The organism is Streptomyces sp. NPDC038200 (genome assembly GCF_055600785.1).
In genome coordinates this window covers 82,171-103,200 of record NZ_JBVJYH010000021.1, presented here as the reverse complement: position 1 = coordinate 103,200, position 21,030 = coordinate 82,171, and the positions used below count along the sequence as shown (strand labels likewise).

The 21,030-nt window shown below is 71.9% G+C and carries 20 protein-coding genes; 10 read left to right on the top strand and 10 right to left on the bottom strand.

The window, feature by feature from the left end; all coding sequences use genetic code 11:
* Nucleotides 1-121: 121 nt before the first annotated feature.
* The 3 genes from ACZ7KF_RS33245 to ACZ7KF_RS33235 all read left to right on the top strand — a co-directional run bounded on the left by ACZ7KF_RS33245 (nucleotide 122) and on the right by ACZ7KF_RS33235 (nucleotide 3,346).
* The gene (locus ACZ7KF_RS33245) at nucleotides 122-1,906 is read left to right on the top strand and encodes a S1C family serine protease (RefSeq protein ID WP_471083488.1); all 1,785 of its coding nucleotides are present in this window, start codon (nucleotides 122-124) and stop codon (nucleotides 1,904-1,906) included.
* An 84-nt stretch (nucleotides 1,907-1,990) separates the two neighbouring features.
* Complete coding sequence (locus tag ACZ7KF_RS33240; RefSeq protein WP_471083485.1) at nucleotides 1,991-2,440, top strand: sec-independent translocase; 450 nt, start codon at nucleotides 1,991-1,993, stop codon at nucleotides 2,438-2,440.
* Nucleotides 2,441-2,680: 240 nt separating this feature from the next.
* Nucleotides 2,681-3,346 carry a hypothetical protein gene (locus ACZ7KF_RS33235; protein WP_471083482.1) on the top strand — a complete coding sequence of 222 codons (666 nt, stop codon included), beginning with the start codon at nucleotides 2,681-2,683 and terminating at the stop codon, nucleotides 3,344-3,346.
* Nucleotides 3,347-3,620: 274 nt separating this feature from the next.
* Here the strand turns inward: ACZ7KF_RS33235 and ACZ7KF_RS33230 are convergent, their stop codons facing one another.
* The 3 genes from ACZ7KF_RS33230 to ACZ7KF_RS33220 are packed head-to-tail and all read right to left on the bottom strand — an operon-like array spanning nucleotide 3,621 to nucleotide 6,691.
* Complete coding sequence (locus tag ACZ7KF_RS33230; RefSeq protein ID WP_471083479.1) at nucleotides 3,621-4,754, bottom strand: Mrp/NBP35 family ATP-binding protein; 1,134 nt, start codon at nucleotides 4,752-4,754, stop codon at nucleotides 3,621-3,623.
* A 43-nt stretch (nucleotides 4,755-4,797) separates the two neighbouring features.
* Nucleotides 4,798-5,412: a DUF1003 domain-containing protein gene (locus ACZ7KF_RS33225; protein ID WP_471083476.1), complete on the bottom strand. Its 615-nt coding sequence runs from the start codon at nucleotides 5,410-5,412 to the stop codon at nucleotides 4,798-4,800.
* On the bottom strand, nucleotides 5,402-6,691 hold the full coding sequence (locus tag ACZ7KF_RS33220; RefSeq protein ID WP_471083473.1) for a magnesium transporter MgtE N-terminal domain-containing protein: 1,290 nt from the start codon (nucleotides 6,689-6,691) through the stop codon (nucleotides 5,402-5,404). The genes ACZ7KF_RS33225 and ACZ7KF_RS33220 overlap by 11 nt, the downstream gene beginning before the upstream one ends.
* A 191-nt stretch (nucleotides 6,692-6,882) precedes the next feature.
* On the opposite strand from ACZ7KF_RS33220, the gene ACZ7KF_RS33215 reads away from it, so the two are divergent.
* A complete protein-coding gene (locus ACZ7KF_RS33215; RefSeq protein ID WP_471083470.1) occupies nucleotides 6,883-7,629 on the top strand; it encodes a hypothetical protein in 747 nt (248 codons plus the stop codon).
* Between the two features lie 48 nt (nucleotides 7,630-7,677).
* Here ACZ7KF_RS33215 and ACZ7KF_RS33210 read toward each other — a convergent pair whose 3' ends face one another.
* Together ACZ7KF_RS33210 and ACZ7KF_RS33205 are read right to left on the bottom strand one after the other, a co-directional pair.
* On the bottom strand, nucleotides 7,678-8,193 hold the full coding sequence (locus tag ACZ7KF_RS33210; protein WP_471083467.1) for a hypothetical protein: 516 nt from the start codon (nucleotides 8,191-8,193) through the stop codon (nucleotides 7,678-7,680).
* 33 nt (nucleotides 8,194-8,226) lie between these two features.
* Nucleotides 8,227-9,351 (bottom strand): magnesium and cobalt transport protein CorA, encoded by a 1,125-nt coding sequence (locus ACZ7KF_RS33205; protein ID WP_471083464.1) that lies wholly within the window; start codon nucleotides 9,349-9,351, stop codon nucleotides 8,227-8,229.
* 457 nt (nucleotides 9,352-9,808) lie between these two features.
* Between ACZ7KF_RS33205 and ACZ7KF_RS33200 the strand changes: the two genes are divergently transcribed.
* Entirely contained in the window at nucleotides 9,809-10,393 is a 585-nt protein-coding gene (locus ACZ7KF_RS33200) for a suppressor of fused domain protein (RefSeq protein WP_471083461.1), read from the top strand.
* Nucleotides 10,394-10,434: 41 nt separating this feature from the next.
* Here the strand turns inward: ACZ7KF_RS33200 and ACZ7KF_RS33195 are convergent, their stop codons facing one another.
* On the bottom strand, nucleotides 10,435-11,658 hold the full coding sequence (locus tag ACZ7KF_RS33195; RefSeq protein ID WP_471083460.1) for an MFS transporter: 1,224 nt from the start codon (nucleotides 11,656-11,658) through the stop codon (nucleotides 10,435-10,437).
* A gap of 169 nt (nucleotides 11,659-11,827) precedes the next feature.
* Here ACZ7KF_RS33195 and ACZ7KF_RS33190 point away from each other — a divergent pair, with 169 nt between their 5' ends.
* From ACZ7KF_RS33190 to ACZ7KF_RS33180, 3 genes are all read left to right on the top strand, one after another.
* Nucleotides 11,828-12,469: a DUF6758 family protein gene (locus tag ACZ7KF_RS33190; RefSeq protein ID WP_471083458.1), complete on the top strand. Its 642-nt coding sequence runs from the start codon at nucleotides 11,828-11,830 to the stop codon at nucleotides 12,467-12,469.
* A gap of 357 nt (nucleotides 12,470-12,826) precedes the next feature.
* Nucleotides 12,827-13,684 carry a PHP domain-containing protein gene (locus tag ACZ7KF_RS33185; RefSeq protein WP_471083456.1) on the top strand — a complete coding sequence of 286 codons (858 nt, stop codon included), beginning with the start codon at nucleotides 12,827-12,829 and terminating at the stop codon, nucleotides 13,682-13,684.
* A gap of 70 nt (nucleotides 13,685-13,754) precedes the next feature.
* Complete coding sequence (locus tag ACZ7KF_RS33180) at nucleotides 13,755-14,360, top strand: MarC family protein (RefSeq protein ID WP_471083454.1); 606 nt, start codon at nucleotides 13,755-13,757, stop codon at nucleotides 14,358-14,360.
* Nucleotides 14,361-14,416: 56 nt separating this feature from the next.
* Here ACZ7KF_RS33180 and ACZ7KF_RS33175 read toward each other — a convergent pair whose 3' ends face one another.
* Complete coding sequence (locus ACZ7KF_RS33175; protein WP_225827238.1) at nucleotides 14,417-14,572, bottom strand: hypothetical protein; 156 nt, start codon at nucleotides 14,570-14,572, stop codon at nucleotides 14,417-14,419.
* Between the two features lie 209 nt (nucleotides 14,573-14,781).
* Here ACZ7KF_RS33175 and ACZ7KF_RS33170 point away from each other — a divergent pair, with 209 nt between their 5' ends.
* Nucleotides 14,782-15,687, top strand: a complete 906-nt coding sequence (locus ACZ7KF_RS33170; protein ID WP_471083664.1) for an NYN domain-containing protein — start codon at nucleotides 14,782-14,784, stop codon at nucleotides 15,685-15,687.
* Between the two features lie 112 nt (nucleotides 15,688-15,799).
* On the opposite strand, the gene ACZ7KF_RS33165 is transcribed toward ACZ7KF_RS33170, so the two are convergent.
* A complete protein-coding gene (locus ACZ7KF_RS33165) occupies nucleotides 15,800-16,681 on the bottom strand; it encodes an alpha/beta fold hydrolase (RefSeq protein WP_471083451.1) in 882 nt (293 codons plus the stop codon).
* 285 nt (nucleotides 16,682-16,966) lie between these two features.
* Nucleotides 16,967-19,606 (bottom strand): DEAD/DEAH box helicase, encoded by a 2,640-nt coding sequence (locus ACZ7KF_RS33160; RefSeq protein WP_471083448.1) that lies wholly within the window; start codon nucleotides 19,604-19,606, stop codon nucleotides 16,967-16,969.
* A 362-nt stretch (nucleotides 19,607-19,968) separates the two neighbouring features.
* On the opposite strand from ACZ7KF_RS33160, the gene ACZ7KF_RS33155 reads away from it, so the two are divergent.
* The gene (locus ACZ7KF_RS33155; RefSeq protein WP_471083445.1) at nucleotides 19,969-20,715 is read left to right on the top strand and encodes a ferritin-like fold-containing protein; all 747 of its coding nucleotides are present in this window, start codon (nucleotides 19,969-19,971) and stop codon (nucleotides 20,713-20,715) included.
* Between the two features lie 16 nt (nucleotides 20,716-20,731).
* On the opposite strand, the gene ACZ7KF_RS33150 is transcribed toward ACZ7KF_RS33155, so the two are convergent.
* On the bottom strand, nucleotides 20,732-21,001 hold the full coding sequence (locus ACZ7KF_RS33150) for a hypothetical protein (protein ID WP_471083442.1): 270 nt from the start codon (nucleotides 20,999-21,001) through the stop codon (nucleotides 20,732-20,734).
* Between the last annotated feature and the right edge of the window lie 29 nt (nucleotides 21,002-21,030).

Genomic DNA, 21,030 nt, shown 5'->3' with positions numbered 1-21,030 from the left:
CGCCACGGCCCGGGAACCTGGTTGAATCCTGTGCAGCCGTGCCCGCGGCGATGACCCGGGGCGGTAGACGTCGTCCCGTGGCCGTCGCAGCGCGCGGCCGCGGCCCAGCCGTGGGGAGAGCATGAACGAGGGGAACCGTGTCCCGCCGGTGGCCGAACCGGAGGGAGCGGCGGGAGTGACACCGGCCGGCCGGACGGAGAGCGCCGGGGGCGGCGTGCCGGACACCAGCGCTCCGGACGGTGACTTCGAGCTGGCCAAGCCGGCGCCGGTTCCGCCCGCCGGTGCCGAGAGCGAAGGCGCGGCAGCGACCGGGGAGACCGCCTGGACGGCCCCCGCCGAGCGGCCCAGGCCGCTGCACGACCCCGACCCGTACAGCACCCCGCCGTACGGCGAGCCCGGCCCCTGGGCACCCGCGCCGCCGGTACAGCACCCCGCGGCCACACCGGCGCGGGGGACGCCCGCGCCCACGGCCCCCGCGCCCGTCCCGGCACCCGCGACAGCCGTACCCGCGGCCACGGCCGTCGTACCCGCGGCCCCCGCACCCGCAGCCACGGCCCCCGTACCGCCGGCCGCTTCCGCGCCCCACGTGCCGGCGCAGGCATCGGCGCCCGCGTCCGTGCCTCCCGCGTCCGTGCCGGACGTGGCCGGCGTCCAGCCCGTCGACTCCGGGCCGCAAGGCGCCGGCCCCTGGGGGCGCTACGACCCCTGGGCCGCCGGCTCCGCCCGGGAGCAGGCCCTCACCCGGGGGCCGTTGCAGCAGACCGGTGAAGCGATACCGACGGACCGGCAGCGCACCCGGCGCGCGAAGCGCTTCCTCATCGGATGGACCCTCGTCGTCGCCCTCGTCTCCGCAGGCATCGGCGGAGCCGTCGGCGCCTATGTGGAGAACGGGGGACTCGGTGACGACATACAGCTGCCGCAGGCCGGGAGCGTGCCGGCCGGCCGGGCGCCGGACAGTGTGGCCGGGATCGCCGCCCGCGCCCTGCCCAGCGTGGTCACGCTGCACGTCCGGGGGGCCGACGAGGCGGGCACCGGCACCGGCTTCGTGCTCGACGCGCAGGGACACATCCTCACCAACAACCATGTCGTCGAGCCGGCCGGCTCGGGCGGCGAGATATCCGTGACGTTCAGCAGCGGCGACACCGTCAAGGCCAAGGTCGTCGGCCGGGACAGCGGCTACGACCTCGCCGTCGTCCAGGTGCACGGCGTCCACGGGCTCACCCCGCTGCCGCTCGGCAACTCGGACGACGTCAAGGTGGGCGACCCCGTCGTCGCCATCGGCGCCCCCTTCGACCTGGCCAACACGGTCACCTCCGGCATCATCAGCGCCAAGGAACGGCCGATCACCGCCGGCGGGCAGAAGAGCGACGGCAGCGACGTGTCGTACGTCGACGCGCTCCAGACCGACGCGCCCATCAACCCGGGCAACTCCGGTGGTCCGCTGCTCGACTCGCGGGCCCGGGTCGTCGGCATCAACTCCGCCATCCGCTCGGCCGGCAGCGGATCCGACTCCGAGGGCGGCCAGGCCGGCTCCATCGGCCTCGGCTTCGCCATCCCCGTCAACCAGGCCAGACGCGTCGCCGAGGAATTGATCAACGACGGCCATGCCACGCATCCGGTGATCGGCGTCACCCTGGACATGGGGTACAGCGGCGACGGCGCCCGTATCGACGGCAAGAGCGCGAACGGCGGTCCCGCCGTCGCCCGCGGCGGCCCCGGCGAGCGGGCCGGCCTCAAGGCGGACGACGTCATCACCGAGGTGGAGGGGGAGCGCGTCCACACCGGCCAGGAGCTGATCGTCAAGATCCGCGCCCACCGGCCAGGTGACCGGCTGCGGCTGTCGGTCGAACGCGGGGGGACCGAGCGGGAGGTGTCACTCGTCCTGGGCGCGTCGGAGCAGAACTGACAGAAGTCTCACCTCGGGACGGTACCGGTCGGACAGGAACGCCGGGTACCGTTGAGCGACCGAGGACATCGCAAGGAGCGTCAGGTGTTCAATGACATAGGACCACTGGAGCTGGTGACGATCATCGTGCTCGCCGTGCTCGTCTTCGGTCCGGACAAGCTCCCCAAGGTCATCCAGGACGTGATGCGCACGGTCCGGAAGATCCGCGAGTTCTCGGAGAGCGCCAAGCAGGACATCCGTGACGAACTGGGGCCGGAGTTCAAGAACTTCGAGTTCGAGGACCTCAACCCCAAGACGTTCCTCCGCAAGCAGATGGACAACGACGAGCTGGGGCTGAAGGAGATCCGCAACGGCTTCGACCTGAAGAAGGAGATGGCCGAGGTCACGGACGCGGTCCACAGCCGCGACAGCGATGCGTCCTCGTCGTCGTCCTCGTCGTCCCCTTCGTCGTCCGGTGGGCGCGTCGACATGACGAAGAAGCCCGAGACGCCCGGCGACGACGACCGTCCGCCCTTCGACGCGGACGCCACCTGACCGCCGTCCGCCCCACCGACACGCGCACACGGGCGCACGCCGCGCACGTGACGCGTTTCATAGCGCGAGCCCGTCGCACACGGCCTGAACAGGCCGTTCGTGCGACCCATGCATCCAGCGCCTGCCCTGCCGCCCTCAGCGGTGTGGATATGCTGCCGAGTTGTTGTGCGGACCGGACGCGTACGCCCGAAGGGGGGCGGGCCATCCCGGTCCGGCGAGAGCGAGGAGGCGTCCGGGCAGATGGAGACGACGAGTCGGGTGGGCGCGCAGGCGCCGGCCGCGGAGGGCGGAGAACAGCTCCCCTCTGCCCGGCGCACGGTGGACGCCTATCTCCAGGCGTCCTTCCCGTGGTACGGGCTTGACGAGGCGTTCACGGGGCCGCGCTGGCTGATGCAGGTCGGCACGGCCGCCGACGGTGCCGTCGAGCACGGTTCGATCGGGCACGGCGACGAGCCCTCGGTGCGGGGCGAGTCCGGCGCCGCCGGTGAGCCGCGGGAGAAGTTCGCGGTCGTGGTGACCGTCGCCGCGCAGCCGTCCCGGCGGAGCGCCGACGGCACGGGGTTGCTGGAGGCGACCTCGGTGTCCTCCGCGGCCTGGCTGGCCGGGGTGGGGCTGCTGTCGTTCACCTGGCCCGGCCAGATGGACCACAGTCTGCGCGACGACTGGCTGGACCAGCAGACGGAGACGGCGTGGGCGCTGGCCGACGACCTGGAGGGCCCGGAGTGGTCCACGCTCTCCCTTCCGGTGGACGGGGCGGCGGCCACTTTCTATTACCGGGAGTCGGAGTTCGGCTGGGTGCTGGCCGGCACGACCGGCTCCGGGGTCCACCTCGGGGCGTACGGGCGCGGGATGAGCGCGTACGGGCTGGGATTCGCCGCGGTGAAGGACGTCGCCGCGTACGCCTAGCCGACGGGGCCGGGCCGAAGAGGGGCGCCGATCGTTCTCGGCGCCCCGTCGTCGTGGGGCGTGGTGCCCCGTCGTCGTGGGGCGTGGTGCCCCGTCGTCGTGGGGCGTGGTGCCGGTCGGGCCCGTGCGGGTGCGCTGGGGCCGCTCGCGCAGTTCCCCGCGCCCCTTCCGGGCCGGCTGCCTCGCCGCCCGCCGAGAACCTCTCGGAACGCGCTGAAGGTCCCTCAGGAGCCCCTGAAGACCCCTCAGGGGTTGCTGAGGGTCCCTCAGAACCTCAGAACTTGTTCTTCGGGGTGATGCCCAGGGACAGGCCCGACAGGCCGCGCTGACGGCCGCCCAGCTTTCCGGCGATGGCGCGCAGGGCCGAGCCGGCCGGGGAGTCCGGGTCGGACAGGACCACGGGCTTGCCCTCGTCGCCGCCCTCGCGGAGGCGGACGTCGATCGGGATGTTGCCGAGGACCGGGACCGTCGTGCCGGTGGTGCGGGTCAGGCCGTCGGCGACCAGCTGGCCGCCGCCGGTGCCGAAGACGTCGACCATCTCGCCGCAGTGCGGACAGGGCAGGCCGGACATGTTCTCGACCACGCCGACGATCTTCTGGTGGGTCTGGACGGCGATGGAGCCGGCCCGCTCGGCCACCTCGGCCGCCGCCTGCTGCGGGGTCGTCACGACCAGGATCTCGGCGTTCGGGATCAGCTGGGCCACGGAGATCGCGATGTCGCCCGTGCCGGGCGGGAGGTCCAGCAGCAGGACGTCCAGGTCGCCCCAGTAGACGTCGGCGAGGAACTGCTGGAGGGCGCGGTGCAGCATGGGGCCGCGCCAGACGACCGGGGCGTTGCCCGGGGTGAACATGCCGATGGAGATGACCTTCACGCCGTTCGCCGACGGCGGCATGATCATGTTCTCGACCTGGGTGGGGCGGCCGTCGGCGCCGAGCATGCGCGGCACGCTGTGGCCGTAGATGTCGGCGTCCACGACACCGACCTTCAGACCGTCGGCGGCCATCGCCGCCGCCAGGTTCACCGTCACCGAGGACTTGCCGACACCGCCCTTGCCGGAGGCGACCGCGTAGACCCGGGTGAGGTTGCCCGGCTTGGCGAAGGGGACCTCGCGCTCGGCCTGGCCGCCGCGCAGGGCCGCCGCCAGCTCCTTGCGCTGCTCGTCGCTCATCACGTCCAGGGTGACGTCGACGCGGGTGACGCCCTCGACCCGGGAGACCGCCTCGGTGACACGCTGGGTGATGGTGTCGCGCATCGGGCAGCCGGACACCGTCAGGTACACGGTGACCGCGACCGCTCCGTCCGCGCCGATCTCCACCGATTTGACCATCCCGAGTTCGGTGATCGGGCGGTTGATCTCGGGGTCGTTCACCGTCGCCAGTGCCTCGCGCACCGCGTCTTCCGTAGCCATAAGGACGATGGTACGGCGCTCGGAGGGGCCTCCGGGATGCCCCTCAGCGGTCGTCTGTGTCACGTCCCGGGGGGCGTTCTGCCCGTTCCGCCGGGAATACCACCTGACCGGCGTGCCCGTCGGGGCGGCGCCGCTCCTCCACTTCCTTCACCAGGTCCTGAAGCTCCGAGCGGATCCAGTCGCGGGTGGCCACCTCGCCCAGGCCCATGCGCAGCGCGGCGATCTCCCGGGTCAGGTACTCGGTGTCGGCGATGGACCGCTCGTTCTGCTTGCGGTCCTGCTCCAGGTTGACCCGGTCGCGGTCGTCCTGCCTGTTCTGCGCGAGCAGGATCAGCGGGGCCGCGTAGGACGCCTGGAGGGACAGCATCAGGGTCAGGAAGATGAAGGGGTACTGGTCGAAGCGCAGCGCCTCCGGCGCGGCGACGTTCCACAGCACCCACAGGATGATGACGACCGTCATCCAGACGATGAAGCGTCCGGTGCCCAGGAACCGGGCGATCTTCTCCGACAGCCGGCCGAAGGCCTCCGGGTCCCACTCGGGCAGGAGCCGCCGGCGCGGCGGGCGCGGCTGGTCCAGGCGGGGGCCCCGGGGACGGGTGGCGGCCGTGGCGCCCGCGGGATGGCGCTCGCGGGTCCCGGTCTCGCGCTCAGGAGCCATGGGTGGGCGCCTCCTCCCCCTCGTCCAGATGGAACTCCGTCTCCCGCCAGTCGTCGGGCAGCATGTGGTCCAGCACGTCGTCCACGGTCACCGCGCCGAGCAGCGACCCGGACTCGTCCACCACGGGCGCCGCGACCATGTCGTAGGTGGCGAAGAACCCGGCGATGACCGGCAGGGCGGCGTCCGGGTCCAGGGGCTGGAGATCGTCGTCCAGGACCGAGCTGACCAGGGTGTACGGGGGGTCGCGCAGCAGCCGCTGGAAGTGGACGGTGCCCAGGTATTTGCCGGTCGGGGTCTCGTCCGGCGGGCGGCAGACGTAGACCTGGGCGGCGAGGGCGGGGGAGAGGTCCGGGTTGCGGACCCGGGCGAGGGCGTCGGCGACGGTGGCGTCGGGCCGCAGCACGATCGGCTCCGTCGTCATCAGACCGCCGGCCGTGTGCTCCTCGTACGACATCAGACGGCGCATCTCGGCCGCGTCGGCGGGCTGCATCAGGCTCAGCAGCCGCTCCTTGTCCTCCTCGGGCAGTTCGGAGAGCAGGTCGGCCGCGTCGTCCGGGTCCATCGCCTCCAGCACGTCCGCGGCGCGCTCCTCCTTCAGCTTGCCGAGGATCTCGATCTGGTCGTCCTCCGGCAGCTCTTCGAGCACGTCGGCGAGCCGGTCGTCGTTGAGGGCGGCGGCGACCTCGGCCCGCCGCTTGGCGGACAGGTGGTGCAGGACGTTGGCGAGGTCGGCGGGGCGCAGCTGCTCGAAGGTGGCGAGCAGGCTCTCGGCGCCCTGTCCGTGCTCCTCCAGGGAGAACCCGGTGACGGCCGACCACTCGGCGGTCAGCGTCTCGCCCTTCGCCCGCCGGAAGGCGCTGCCCTTCCTGCCCTTGCGGAGGAAGACGCGGTCGACCTCCCAGTCCCGGCGGGCGGGCAGCTGCTGCACGGACACGTCGAGGACGGTGACCTCCTCGCCGGTCTCGACCAGCGTCACCCGCCGGTCCAGCAGCTCGCCGAAGACCAGCCGCTCGGTGGGCCGCTGCTCGAAGCGGCGGACGTTCATCACGCCGGTGGTGATGACCTGGCCGGACTCGACGCCGGTCACCCGGGTCATGGGCAGGAAGATACGGCGCCGGGTGGACAGTTCGACCACCAGGCCGAGGACGCGCGGGGGCCGTCGCCCGACGCGCAGCATGACGACCAGATCGCGCACGCGTCCCACCTGGTCGCCGTTCGGATCGAAGACGGGGACCCCGGCGAGGTGCGAGACGAAGATCCGGGGGGCACCGGCTGCCATGGCTGTGCTTCCTTTGCTCGCATTGTGCGGGGTTTGCAGTTGTCTGCCCACTCGCGTGCGCTTCAGGCTAGCCCGTACCGATCCAATACGCCCTGGTGAGCGGTCCGTACGGACTGGCTCCGCCGGGCCGGTGGGGCCCCGGTACGCTGCGGTACGCCGCTCACGGACTCGTCAGAAAGGCAGCTCCACCTGTGACTGCGATTCCCCCGGGCCGTACCCGCCGTACCGCGCTGGCCGCCGCGGCCTGCGCGTGGGCCGTGACGGGAGCGATGGTGCTGTCGGGGTGCGGCGGGGACGAGGACCCGGACGCGGGGACGAACGGGGTGGGCAAGCTGTCCGCCGGCAGGATCGAGGCGAAGACGCGGGCCGCCGCGGACGCGGCGTCGGCCGTACGGCTGTCCGGGACCGTGGTCACCAGCGGCCGTACGTACCGGCTGGACATGCGGCTGAAGGACGACGGCGGGACCGGTTCGGTGACCTCGCAGGGGGCGACCTTCAAGCTGCTGCGGGTGGGTCAGGAGCTGTATCTCATGGCCGACGCCGGCTTCTGGAACCACGCCGACGGCAGCGACGGCGCCACGGGCAAGCTGGACGGCAAGTACGTGAAGGTGCCGAAGGGGGATCCGGCGTACAAGAAGTTCAGCGGTTTCACGGACAAGGACGTCCTCCTCGACGGTCTGCTGACACTGCACGGCGCGCTGGCGACGGACGGCCACCACACCGATCAGTCGGGTACCCCCACGATCCGTATCACCGGCGACAAGGGCTCCGGCGGCACGCTGGACGTGTCCCTCCAGGGCAGCCCGTACCCCCTGCGCCTGGTCCGCGGCGGCGACGCGGGCACGCTCCGCTTCTCGGACTGGGGGAAGAGCTTCACCGTGCGGGAACCGGCCGAGTCGGAGACGGTGGACTACGGCAAGCAGCTGCCGGCGTCGTAGCGCCACCGGGACGCCCGCCGGGGCGTCACGGCCGCGAGGCCGGCGGGATCACTTGCGCTTGCGCCGCTTGAACAGCAGCTTCGGCAGGCCCGCCGGTACCGGTTCGCGGGTCGTCGCCGGCGTCGGTACGGGACGCTCCGCCAGGTTGCCGGCCGGTACCGGGGTCACCGCCCCCGTCGGCACCAGGCGCAGCACCCGGCACTCGCGGGCCCAGCGGGCCGGCATCTCCTCGCCGTCGGGGGCGTTCAGCCGCTTGCCCTTCAGCTCGGCGACGGCCGCCTCCCACTCCTCCGAGCCGGACACCAGCTCGGTCACGGTCACCGGGAAGGTCACCAGCCGGCCGCCCTTGTCCTTGCTGCGCACGCTCACCTCGGCGGCGCCGCCGTCGGGCAGCCCCTCCAGCGGCTGCTCACCGGGGCCCCCGCCGACCACGCACACGGCGCCCTCGTGCCAGACATGCCACAGCGCACGCGCGGCCGTGGCGTCGACGCCCCGGACCCAGACCAGGCCGGACTTCTTCGAGGCCTCCTCGATGAGGGCCTGGTCGAGCAGCTGTCTCGTCATGCGCCCCAGCCTATCCAGGCCGGCCGCGCCCGCTCACAGCCAGCCGTTGCGCTTCAGCGTGCGGTGGATGCCGAGGCAGATGACACCGGTGATGGCCATGATCACCGGGTAGCCGAACCGCCAGTGCGTCTCCGGCATGTAGTCGAAGTTCATGCCGTACACCCCGCACACCATCGTCGGTACGGCGACGATCGCGGCCCAGGACGTGATCTTGCGCATGTCCTCGTTCTGCGCGACGGACGCCTGGGCCAGGTTGGCCTGGAGGATGGAGTTGAGGAGTTCGTCGAAGCCCAGCACCTGCTCCTGGACCCGAGCGAGGTGGTCGGCGACGTCCCGGAAGTACTTCTGGATGTCCGGGTCGATCAGCCGCATCGGCCGCTCGCTGAGCAGCTGCATGGGCCGCAGCAGGGGCGCCACCGCGCGCTTGAACTCCAGCACCTCGCGCTTGAGCTGGTAGATCCGCGCCGAGTCCACACCGCGCGAGACCCCGCCCCGGCGGCCGGGCGAGAAGACCTCGGTCTCCACCTCGTCGATGTCGTCCTGCACCGCGTCGGCGACCGCGATGTAGCCGTCCACGACGTGGTCGGCGATGGCGTGCAGCACGGCCGAGGGGCCCTTGGCGAGCAGCTCCGGGTCGTCCTGGAGACGGTGCCGCAGGGCGCGCAGCGAGCCCTGGCCGCCGTGCCGGACGGTGATGAAGAAGTCCCGGCCGGTGAAGCACATGACCTCGCCGGTCTCGACGACCTCGCTGTTGGCGGTGAGCCGGTCGTGCTCGACGTAGTGGATGGTCTTGAAGACGGTGAACAGCGAGTCGTCGTAGCGCTCCAGCTTGGGCCGCTGGTGTGCCTGCACCGCGTCCTCGACGGCCAGCGGGTGCAGTCCGAACTCCCCGGCGATTCCGGCGAATTCCGACTCGGTCGGCTCGTGCAGGCCGATCCAGACGAACCCGCCGTCGCGGCGCACCTGCCGCATCGCCTCCTGCGGGGTCAGCGGCGTGGCACTGGGCACCCGGGCGCCGTCGCGGTAGACGGCGCAGTCGACGACGGCCGACGGCGTCGCGGGGTCGCGCGTGGTGTCGTACGACGGGCTCGCGTCCTTGCGCAGCGAGACGCGGGACGACGGGCGGACCACGGCACGCAGGTCGCGGATCATCGACATGGGCAGGCTCCTTCGCGGGCGGGCAGCGAGAGCGCGAAGCAACGGGTGGAACTACCCGGAATGGGGACGTCCAGACCCTGGATGTTTGGCACGTCCACAAAGCGGGGAGCACCGCACCGTCGCGGTGGCGACTTCGCTACTGATGCAGAACTGATTCAGATCAGACAGATCAGGCAGAGCAAGACGAAGTGCTCTTCCGAGCGACGATGCGCAGGGGAGGCGGCGGCCAGCCGATAGTTACATCAGCAGCCGGAAGAGCGAGTGGTACTGCACGATCGACTTCGATCCATGACAGCCCCACCTCCTCCGGCCGGTCCCTCGTAAGGGAGTCTCGTCGGCGTCGGGACCCGATAGCGACGCTTCAGCGTGCTGCCCCGAACCACCGGCTCAGCGTAGCAGCCGCCCGATGTGTCAAGGCGCCGCTTTGCCCGCTACTGACGAGTTCTATGCTCACCGCATGGCTGATGTTCTTCCTCTGGTCGAGGCCCGGTTGAGCACCGCGCTGGGCGAACCGGACGCGCGCGCCGCGGTCACCTTCCTCGGCACGGACCGCATCGAGGTGCTCCGCTTCAGCGAGGGGGACGTCGTCCGGTACGCCACCCTCGGCATGTCCCAGCACCCCATGACGGACCCCACGGCGATGCTCGCCGACCCGGTCAAGGGGCCCCGCGCGGAACTGGTCCTGTCCGTCCGCGCGGGCCGCGCCGACACCGACAAGGTGCTCCGCCCGCTCGCCGTCCTGGCCGCGACCCCGCAGGTGGAGGGCCTTGTGGTGAGCCCGGGCGCCTCCCTGGACGTGGGGGAGCCGCTGTGGCCCGGCGCCCCCTTCACCTCGGTGCTGGTCGGTGAGCCCGGCGGTCTCGTCGAGGACCTGGAGCTGGACGATCCGATGGACCCCGTACGCTTCCTGCCGCTGCTGCCGATGACCCCGAACGAGGCCGCCTGGAAGCGCGTGCACGGCGCCCAGGCCCTCCAGGAGCGCTGGCTCGCGAACGGGACGGACCTGAGGGACCCGGCCCGGGGGACCGTCCCGCTGGACTGACACGCAGGTGACCGATCTCACCAACACAAGGCCGAATCTGGTCAGTTGGCGAAGGCCGTGACACCGTCCTCGGCGGCATGCCGCGGCTCCAGCTCCTCCGCCTCGTGCGTGAGGGCCCGGCGTCGTACGAGCACCACGAGCGCGCCCAGTACGGCGGTGACGGCCGCGACCACGAACGGGATGTGGATGTCGGTCCACTCCTCGATCTTCGGCGCGAAGTAGGGCGCCGCCGCGGCGGCGAACCAGCGGACGAAGTTGTAGCCCGCGCTCGCCACCGGGCGCGGGGCGTCCGACACGCCGAGGGCCAGTTCGGTGTAGACGGTGTTGTTCACGCCGATGAACGCGCCGGACAGGATCGTGCAGACGACGGCCGTGGTGTGGTCGCCGTAGCCGAGCACGAGCACGTCCGCCGCGAGCAGTACCAGCGAGCCGCCGAGCACCTTCAGCGAGCCGAACCGGGCCTGCATGCGCGGGGCCACGATGACCGAGAACACGGCGAGCAGCAGGCCCCAGGCGAAGAACACCGCGCCCGAGCGGTAGGGCGTCATGTCCAGCACGAACGGCGTGAAGGCCAGCACGGTGAAGAACGTGTAGTTGTAGAAGAACGCCGAGACCGCCGCCGAGGCCAGGCCGCCGTGGCCGAGCGCCTTGAGGGGGTCCAGGACCGAGGTCTTCCGGGCCGGCTTCGGCTGCTCCTTCAGGAACGCGGTGATGCACAGGAAGCCGATCGCCATCAGCGTGGCCGTGCCGAAGAAGGGGTAGCGCCAGCTGATGTTGCCGAGGACCGCGCCGAGCAGCGGGCCGCAGGCCATGCCGAGGCCGAGCGCGGACTCGTACAGCAGGATCGCCGCCGCGCTGCCGCCGGCCGCCGCGCCGACGATGACCGCGAGGGCGGTGGAGACGAAGAGCGCGTTGCCGAGGCCCCAGCCGGCCCGGAACCCGACGAGCTGGCCGACCGAGCCGGAGGTGCCGGCCAGGCCCGCGAAGACGATCACGAAGGCGAGACCGAGCAGCAGGGTCTTGCGGCCGCCGATACGGCTGGAGACGAAGCCGGTCAGCAGCATCGCGACGGCGGTGATCAGGAAGTACGAGGTGAAGAGCAGGGAGACCTGGCTGGGGGTGGCGTCCAGGCCCCGCGCGATCGACGGCAGGATCGGGTCGACGAGGCCGATGCCCATGAAGGCGACGACGGAGGCGCCGGCCGTGGCCCAGACCGCCTTGGGCTGGCGCAGGAGGCCGCCGGCCCCCGCATCGAAGGAGTCCATGTGCTTCTCCCCTCTCGCGTAAGTGGTTGCGTTTTACACATAGTAAGTTAGCGCACCTAATTAATGCAAGATGCATCTATCCCGGTCGGTCCGGCATATGGTCGGGTCTTCCGTCCGGACGGGTGATCGTCCTTGACGTGGGCGGGCCGGGGTAGGACCGTGGAGCCCTATGAGGGGCGAACCCAGTTGCCCGAGGTGTGGTGGCCGGGTCAGGGCTCCCGGACTCTTCGCCGATGCGTGGCAGTGCGATGTGCACGGCACGGTGTATCCGCTGCAGCCCGTGATCCCGCCCAGCGTCGAGGGGCTCAGTGTCGTCGTGCATCGCACGCAGGTGCCGGTGTGGATGCCGTGGCCGCTCCCGGTCGGGTGGCTGTTCACGGGCGTCGGGTACGCCGGGGACGACCGCAGCGGCGGCCGGGCGACCGCGGTGGCCTGCTCGGGCCCCGGGCCGCTCGGCGGCCCCGGGGAGATGATCCTGATCGCCGAGGAGCTGGGCGTCGGTCTCGGCGCGCGCTACGCCGGCATCGACGGCCCGGACCCCGGGTCGTACATGAACGTGGAGAAGCCGCCGCAGGCCAAGGTGCTGGCCGCGGGCCGCCCGACCCCGCTCTGGCACGTCTACCGCACCCCCGACGACCGCGCCGTCTTCGCCGGCGAGGCCCTCGGGATGTGGCTGTGGGCGGTGATGTGGCCCGAGCAGGCGGGCCTGCTCATGTACGACGAGCTGGTGCTGACCGATCTGCGGGACGCGGGGGCGGAGATAGACCTGGTCCCCTGCGGAGCCCTGTCGCCGCGCTTGCTCCGGCCGTGACGCGCGGTGTGGGCTGCCTTTGCTCCGGTCGTGGAGCGCGGTGTGGGCTGCGCTTGCTCCGGCCGTGACGCGCGGTGTGGGATGTGCTTGCTCCGGCCGTGGAGCGCGGCGTGGGCTGCGCTTGCTCCGGCTGTGATGTCCCGCGGGGTGGTGTGCTTGCCGCCGGGGTGACGTCCTGCGGGGCGGGTGGTGCTTGCTCCCGCGGTGATGCCTTGCTCGGTGGGCCGCTCGTGTGATGTTCCCGGGTTCAGCACGGGGATGCGGTAGGGGGTGCCGGCCGGGCGCGGGTGTGACAGGGGGGCTTGAAAACCCCGCTATCCTTGGGTGTCCCCTTCCGTCCGTCCGCCTGGAGTTCGCGTGCGCATCGATCTGCACTGTCACTCCACGGCCTCCGACGGCACGGACACCCCGGCCGAGCTGGTGCGCAAGGCCGCCGCGGCCGGACTGGACGTCGTCGCGCTGACCGACCACGACACCACCCGCGGACACGCCGAGGCGACCGCCGCGCTGCCCGAGGGGCTGACGCTGGTCACCGGTGCCGAGCTGTCCTGCCGGATCGACGGCGTCTCGATGCACCTGCTGGCCTACCTCTTCGACCCCGAGGAGCCCGCCCTGCTCGCCGAGCGCGAGCTGATCCGGGACGACCGGGTGCCGCGGGCCCGGGGCATGGTCGCCAAGCTGAACGAGCTGGGTGTGCCGGTCACCTGGGACCAGGTCGAGCGGATCGCCGCCGGGGGCTCCGTCGGGCGCCCGCATGTCGCGACCGCGCTGGTCGAGCTGGGTGTCGTGCCGACGGTGAGCGACGCGTTCACCGAGGAATGGCTGGCCGACGGCGGGCGGGCCTTCGTGGAGAAGCACGAGACCGACCCCTTCGAGGCGATCCGGCTGGTCAAGGCCGCGGGCGGGGTCTGTGTGTTCGCGCACCCGGCCGCCGCCAAGCGTGGCCGCACCGTGCCCGAGGTCCGCATCGCCGAACTGGCCGAAGCCGGTCTGGACGGCATCGAGGTCGACCACATGGACCACGACCTCGACGCCCGGGACCGGCTGCGCGGCCTGGCGAAGGAGCTGGGGCTGCTGGCCACCGGCTCCTCGGACTACCACGGCAGCCGCAAGACCGTGGCGCTCGGCGCGTACACGACCGACCCCGAGGTGTACGGGGAGATCATCCGGCGGGCCACCGGCGCGTTCCCCGTCCCGGGCGCCGGCGGGGTCTGACATCCCCGGGGATCATCCCCGCGCCGGTTCACTCCCGTTCGTTCACTCCCGCAAGGCCTGTACTTCCCCCATGTTCGACATCGCCGTCTTCGGCTCTCTGTTCCTGACCCTTTTTGTCATCATGGATCCCCCTGGGATCACCCCGATCTTCCTGGCCCTCACCGCCGGCCGCCCCGCCAAGGTGCAGAAGCGCATGGCTTTCCAGGCCGTCTGCGTGGCCGGCGGGGTCATCGCCACCTTCGGCGTCCTGGGCCATCAGATCCTCGACTACCTGCACGTCTCCGTCCCCGCGCTGATGATCGCGGGCGGGCTGCTGCTTCTGCTCATCGCGCTGGACCTGCTCACCGGCAAGACCGACGAGCCGAAGCAGACCAAGGACGTCAACGTCGCCCTGGTGCCGCTGGGCATGCCGCTGCTGGCCGGCCCCGGTGCGATCGTGTCCGTGATCCTGGCCGTGCAGAAGGCCGACAGCGTGAGCACGCAGATCTCGGTGTGGTCCGCGATCCTCGCGATCCACGTCGTGCTGTGGCTGGTGATGCGTTACTCGCTGCTGATCATCCGGGTCATCAAGGACGGCGGAGTCGTCCTGGTGACGCGGCTCGCGGGCATGATGCTCTCCGCGATCGCGGTGCAGCAGATCATCAACGGGGTCACTCAGGTGATCCGGGGGAGCTGAGCCCTCGTCGGCTCGGCTCCCCCGGAAAGCTTGAGTGGCGAACGCCCGTGTGCGGGTTACGAGGCCGGGGTGGTCTCGGCCGGACGAATCCACAGGCGCTGTCCGATGGCGGCGGCCTGCTGAACGATCCGGTTGACGGAGGCGGCGTCCACGACGGTGCTGTCCACGGTGGTGCCGTCGACCTCGTCGAGTCGCATGATTTCGAAGCGCATGGGCTTCTCCCTTCGTCTGGTCATCCTCCTGCGGAGAACTACTTGATGTGACGTCTGGTGTATCCAGCGTCGTACCCAAGTCAACACGTCGCACGTTACGAACATTCCCTACGCTAAAGAAATTTTTCGAACAACTAATTACTGACCGGTAAGCGGCGAGGGAGGAACCGATCGGGACCGGTTGTCTCCGCAGTGTGACCACCGGGACAATGGGGGCGATGAACGACGACCTGGCCGCCCTCGGCGCCCGTATCGACCGCACGAACGAGCTGCTGGAACGCATGCTCGCCGAGGTGGCGAAGACGCCCTCCACCCACGCGATCTTCGTCGACGCGGGCTATCTGTACGCAGCCGCAGGCCGGCTGGTCGCCGGGACCGAGGACCGCCGGGCCTTCGACCTGGATGCCGAGGGCTTGATCGAGGCGCTGATCGACAGGGCCCGCACGATCTTCGCGGACAGCCGGCTGCTGCGCGTCTACTGGTACGACGGTGCCCGGCGCCGTATCCACACCGCCGAGCAGCAGGTCATCGCCGAGCTGCCCGACGTCAAGGTCCGCCTCGGCAACCTCAACGCCAACAACCAGCAGAAGGGCGTCGACTCGCTGATCCGGACGGACCTGGAGTCGCTCGCACGCCACCGCGCGATCAGCGACGCGGCCCTGCTCGGCGGCGACGAGGACCTGGTCTCGGCGGTCGAGGCGGCCCAGGGCTACGGCGCCCGCGTCCACCTCTGGGGCATCGAGGCGCCCGAGGGTCGCAACCAGGCCGAGCCGCTGCTCTGGGAGGTCGACAGCCAGCGCACGTTCGACCTGGAGTTCTTCAAGCCGTACGTCTCCCGGCGCACGGCCGCCGCGTACGACGCCACCAGCGCCGGCCGCCCCACCAGGGAGGACGTGCGCTTCGTCGGTGCCCAGATCGCGGCGCGGTGGCTCGCCTCCCGGGGGCGTGAAGCGCTGGTCGAACTGTTCCCCGGCCACCCCTACCTGCCCGGCTCCGTCGACCAGGACCTGCTGGTCGAGGCCGAGGAACTGCTCCAGTACTCCCTGCGCGGCCAGGCGGACCTGCGCCGCTCGCTCAGGGACGGCTTCTGGGAGCACCTGCAGGCGCAGTACTAGCTGCCCGACCCACCGCGCCTCCCGCGGCCCACGCTCTCGCCCACGATCCTCACGGACCGCGCTCTTCGCCGCCGACTCTCCCGCCGACGACTCTCACGATCCGCGGCGGCGCCTACGACACCCGCGCGGCGGCGTCCCAGAAGTCGGCGAGCGCGCGGGCGGTCTCCTGCGGGCGGTCGGTGTTGGGGGAGTGCTCGGCGCCCTCGACGACCGTCCGGCGTGCTTTCAGCCGTACCGCCATCTCGTCGAGCAGCGGCAGCGGCCAGGTGTCGTCCTGCGCGCCCGACAGCACGTGGAACGGCAGCGGCACGGCGGCCAGTTCCGCGACCCGGTCCGATTCCGTACACAACTGGCGCCCGGTCGCGAGGAGTTGGGCGGGCTTGGTGCTCAGCCAGCGGCGCCGCAGATCGTCCCGGTCGTCCAGGCCGCCGTCGAGCGAGGGGGTGTCCGTCTCCTCCGGCGGCTCCATCCCCTGAATCGCCTCCCACACCTCCGCCATGGTCAGCACCGAGAGCGCGTCCCGCAGCAGCTTCACGCGCTCCTGCTGGGGCGTCGAGATCTGTGCCGGACCGGAGGACATCAGGGTGAGCGACCGGAAGGGCGAGTGGTCGAGCAGGACCGCCGCGCGGGTGATCTGGCCGCCCAGGGAGTGGCCCAGCAGATGCACGGGGCCGCCGATCGCCGCTGCCTGCGCGAGCACGTCCCGCGCCAACTCCTCCTGCGCGTAGGCGGACTCGTCCGTCACCGGCCCGTCCGACTCGAACTGGCCCCGGCCGTCCACGGCCACGGTCCGGTATCCGCGCTCGGCGAGCGGCACGTGCAGGGGGTTGAAGTCCTCCTTGCTCCCGGTGAACCCCGGCAGCAACAGCGCGACCCCCTTGGCCTCCACCCCGTCGGCCACGGGAGCGTCCACCACGGCGAACTCACCGCGAGCCGTCCGAAGGGGGTAGGCACGGGCCCCAGGGGGCGGGACGAAGGAGGCGGGCCTGCTCATGGGGAGAGGTTATCGGGCGGGTGGCGGGGGTGCGGGGGTGGGAGGCCGGGGGGAGTGGGAGCAGGGGCGGCGGTCGATGCCGGGGGGAGGGAGTGGGAGCAGGCGGCGGCGGTCGGTGTCGAGGGGCGGCGGTCGGGGAAGGGCGGCGGCGCCCGGTGTCGGGGGGCGGCGGTCGGTGTCGGGGGTCGGCGGTCGGGGAAACGCCGATGGCCGGGTCCACTGTCGTGAACCCGGCCATCGGACCGGCTTACGCCTCACGCCTCACGCCGCGGACGCGGCGCCAGGTCAGGCCTCGGGAGCCTCCACCGCAGCCGTGGCCTTGCGGGCCCGGCGCGGCTTGGGCGCCGTTTCGGTGCTCTCACCGGCCGCCTCGGCAGCGGACGCCGCCGTCTTGCGGGTCCGGCGCCGCGGCTTGACCTCCGGCTCCTCGGTGGCCTGCGCCGGAATCTCCGGGGCAACCGCCTCGGCAACGGCCTTACGTGTCCGTCGCGCCTTCGGAGCGGCGACGGCTTCCCCGTCGACCGCGTCCACGGCAGCGGCAGCCGCCTTGCGCGTGCGGCGCGGCTTGGCCTCAACCTCTGCCTCCACCGTTTCCGGTGCGGCGGCGGTCTTCCGCGTGCGGCGGGGCTTGACCTCGGCCTCTGCCTCCACCGTCTCCGGTGCGGCGGCGGCGGTCTTGCGGGTGCGGCGGGGCTTGGTCTCCGTGCCTTCGGCGGTGTCCACGGCGGCCTCGGCGGCTGCGGCGGTCTTGCGCGTGCGGCGCGGCTTGGCCTCGGCCTCTGCCTCCACCGTCTCCGGTGCGGCGGCGGCGGTCTTCCGTGTACGGCGAGGCTTGACCTCGGCCTCTGCCTCCACCGTCTCCGGTGCGGCGGCCGTGGTCTTCCGTGTACGGCGCGGCTTGACCTCCGCCTCCGACTCCACCGTCTCCGGTGCGGCGGCGGCGGTCTTGCGCGTGCGGCGGGGCTTGGCCTCGGCCTCCGACTCCACCGTCTCCGGTGCGGCGGCCGCGGTCTCGGCGGCCTCCGGTGCGGTCGCCGCGGTCTTCCTGGTGCGGCGGCGCGGCTTGGTCTCCGTGACCGGCACGGCCTCGGGCGCGGGCTCCGTCACCGGGGTGTCCGCGATCGCGGGCTCGGTCACGGCCGTGGCCGGGGACGCGGCTGCCGTCGGCTCCGCCACCGCCGCGGGCGCCGTGGCGGGCTCGGTCGCAGCCGACTTCCGCGTGCGGCGGCGGCGCGGCTTGTCCTGGGTGTCCAGGACGGCCGGGACCTCCGCCGTGGCCACCGTCTCGACGGGGGCCTCCTCGGTCGTCGTGGGCGTCGCGGCGGCCGTCACCGGCTGCGCCGGTGCTCCACCGCGCGTACGGCGACGGCGGCGCGGGGTGCGCGTCGCGGCGGGGGTCTCCTCCGCACCGGCGGTCTCGGCGGCCGGCGCCGACGTGGCCGGCGCCGACGTGGCCGGGGAGGCGTCCAGCGCCGCTCCGCCGCGCGTGCGGCGACGGCGGCGCGGCGTACGGGCCGGGCGCTCCTCACGCTCGGCCGGGGCCGATTCGGCACGGCCACCACGGCCACGGCCGCCGCGCGCGCCCCGTCCACCGGTCTCGCCCAGGTCCTCCAGCTCCTCCGCGCCCAGACCCGCACGGGTCCGCTCCGAGCGCGGCAGTATGCCCTTCGTGCCCTTGGGGATGCCGAGGTCGGAGAACAGGTGCGGGGAACTCGAGTACGTCTCCGCCGGGTCGTTGAAGTCCAGCTCCAGCGCCTTGTTGATCAGCTGCCAGCGCGGGATGTCGTCCCAGTCGACGAAGGTGATCGCCGTACCCTTGGCGCCCGCCCGGCCGGTACGGCCGACGCGGTGCAGGTACGTCTTCTCGTCCTCGGGGGACTGGTAGTTGATGACGTGGGTCACGCCCTCGACGTCGATGCCGCGCGCGGCGACGTCGGTGCAGACGAGGACGTCGACCTTGCCGTTGCGGAAGGCGCGCAGCGCCTGCTCGCGGGCGCCCTGGCCGAGGTCGCCGTGGACGGCGCCGGAGGCGAAGCCGCGGCGCTGGAGCTGCTCGGCGATGTCGGCCGCCGTGCGCTTGGTGCGGCAGAAGATCATCGCCAGTCCGCGGCCCTCGGCCTGCAGGATGCGGGCGACCATCTCCGGCTTGTCCATGGAGTGCGCGCGGTAGACGAACTGCTTGATGTTCGCGACCGTCACGCCCTCGTCGTCCGGCGCGGTGGCGCGGATGTGCGTGGGCTGCGACATGTACCGGCGCGCGAGGCCGATGACCGCGCCCGGCATGGTGGCCGAGAACAGCATGGTCTGGCGCCTGGCCGGCAGCAGGTTGATGATCTTCTCGACGTCGGGCAGGAAGCCCAGGTCGAGCATCTCGTCGGCCTCGTCGAGGACCAGGCTCTTGATGTGGCCGAGGTTCAGCTTCTTCTGGCCCGCGAGGTCCAGCAGCCGGCCCGGGGTGCCGACGATCACGTCGACGCCCTTCTTCAGGGCCTCGACCTGGGGCTCGTAGGCCCGGCCGCCGTAGATCGCCAGCACGCGCACGTTACGGACCTTGCCGGCCGTGAGCAGGTCGTTGGTGACCTGGGTGCACAGCTCGCGCGTGGGGACGACGACGAGCGCCTGCGGGGCGTCGGTGAGGGCTTCGGGGGTGGCGCGTCCGGCCTCGACGTCGGCGGGGACGGTGACGCGCTCGAGGAGCGGCAGGCCGAAGCCCAGCGTCTTGCCGGTGCCGGTCTTGGCCTGGCCGATGACGTCCGTGCCGGAAAGGGCGACGGGGAGCGTCATCTCCTGGATGGGGAAGGGGGTGACGATGCCGACGGCCTCCAGGGCCTCGGCGGTCTCGGGGAGGATTCCGAGTTCTCGAAACGTCGTAGTCAGGGTGCTGCCTCTTCTGTGTGCGCGGTGCGAGGCGAGCGCGGGGGTCATGACTGACCGTGCCGGGGACGTCGGCTGCCGTACGGACGAACCCATCGGGCAAGCCGTATGACACGGGACCTCTGCCGACGCTCTAGCGCTCGTACCGCTGAGGGTGTCCCTCCGGTCGTCGTACGAACTGAGTCGCACGGCCGTGGAGGGCTGTCGGGTCGGAGCCGATCGGGCCACCGACCGGGCATCCTCATGCGTGCAGCCTGTCGGGACACGTCGAATACCGTCGACGCACTCAGCAGGCGCATTACCACCATACCCCGGAATCGCGCACATGCGATGGCCGATTTGGTCACGTAGTCGTGGTCACAGTGATCGACAAGGGGCTTGAGGGCTGCCGCGAACGGGCTATTGTGCGCCTCATGACTAGCTCTGACAAGCCTGAGAACGCGTCCGCCGAACCCGCCGAACCCACCGGTGTCGCCGCCCAGGACTGGACGCAGGCGTCCGCGGATCCGCAGTACCGCGCCGCGGTCGTGGACCTGCTCGGAGCGCTCGCGTACGGGGAGCTGGCAGCGTTCGAGCGGCTCGCGGAGGACGCCAAGCTGGCGCCGACCCTCGCGGACAAGGCGGAGCTGGCGAAGATGGCGTCGGCCGAGTTCCATCACTTCGAGCGGCTGCGGGACCGGCTGACCGAGATCGGCGAGGAGCCGACGGCCGCCATGGACCCGTTCGTGGCCGCGCTCGACGGTTTCCACCGGCAGACCGCGCCCTCGGACTGGCTGGAGGGTCTGGTCAAGGCGTATGTCGGCGACTCGATCGCGAGCGACTTCTACCGTGAGGTCGCGGCCCGCCTCGACTCCGACACGCGCGAGCTGGTGCTCGCCGTGCTCGACGACACCGGGCACGCCGGGTTCGCGGTGGAAAAGGTGCGCGCCGCCATCGACGCCGACCCGCGCGTGGGCGGCCGGCTGGCGCTGTGGGCGCGGCGGCTGATGGGCGAGGCGCTGTCGCAGTCCCAGCGGGTGGTCGCCGACCGGGACGCGCTGTCGACGATGCTCGTCGGCGGCGTCGCCGACGGGTTCGATCTCGCCGAGGTCGGAAGGATGTTCTCGCGGATCACGGAGGCGCACACCAAGCGGATGGCCGCGCTGGGTCTCGCGGCCTGAGCGCCGGTGCGCCCGCCTACGCCGTCACTGATCGTCGGCGGAGGCGGCCCGCCGGGCGCAGCAGCAGGGACAGGGACGCCACCGAGATGACCGCGGCGCCCAGGAGGCTGAGCAGGGCGCTGCCGGGGCCCAGGGCGGTGTGGGTGACGAAGTCGCCGAAAAGGGCTCCGGCGACGCCGGTCGAGAGCACCAGCGGGCGGGCCGGCATCCGGTGGGCGAGCAGGTGTGCGGCCGTCCAGGCGAGGATCAGACCGAGCGCGGCGGAGCCGAGTGCTTCGAAGATCATGTCGGGGGGTCCCTCCCACGGCCGGTCCG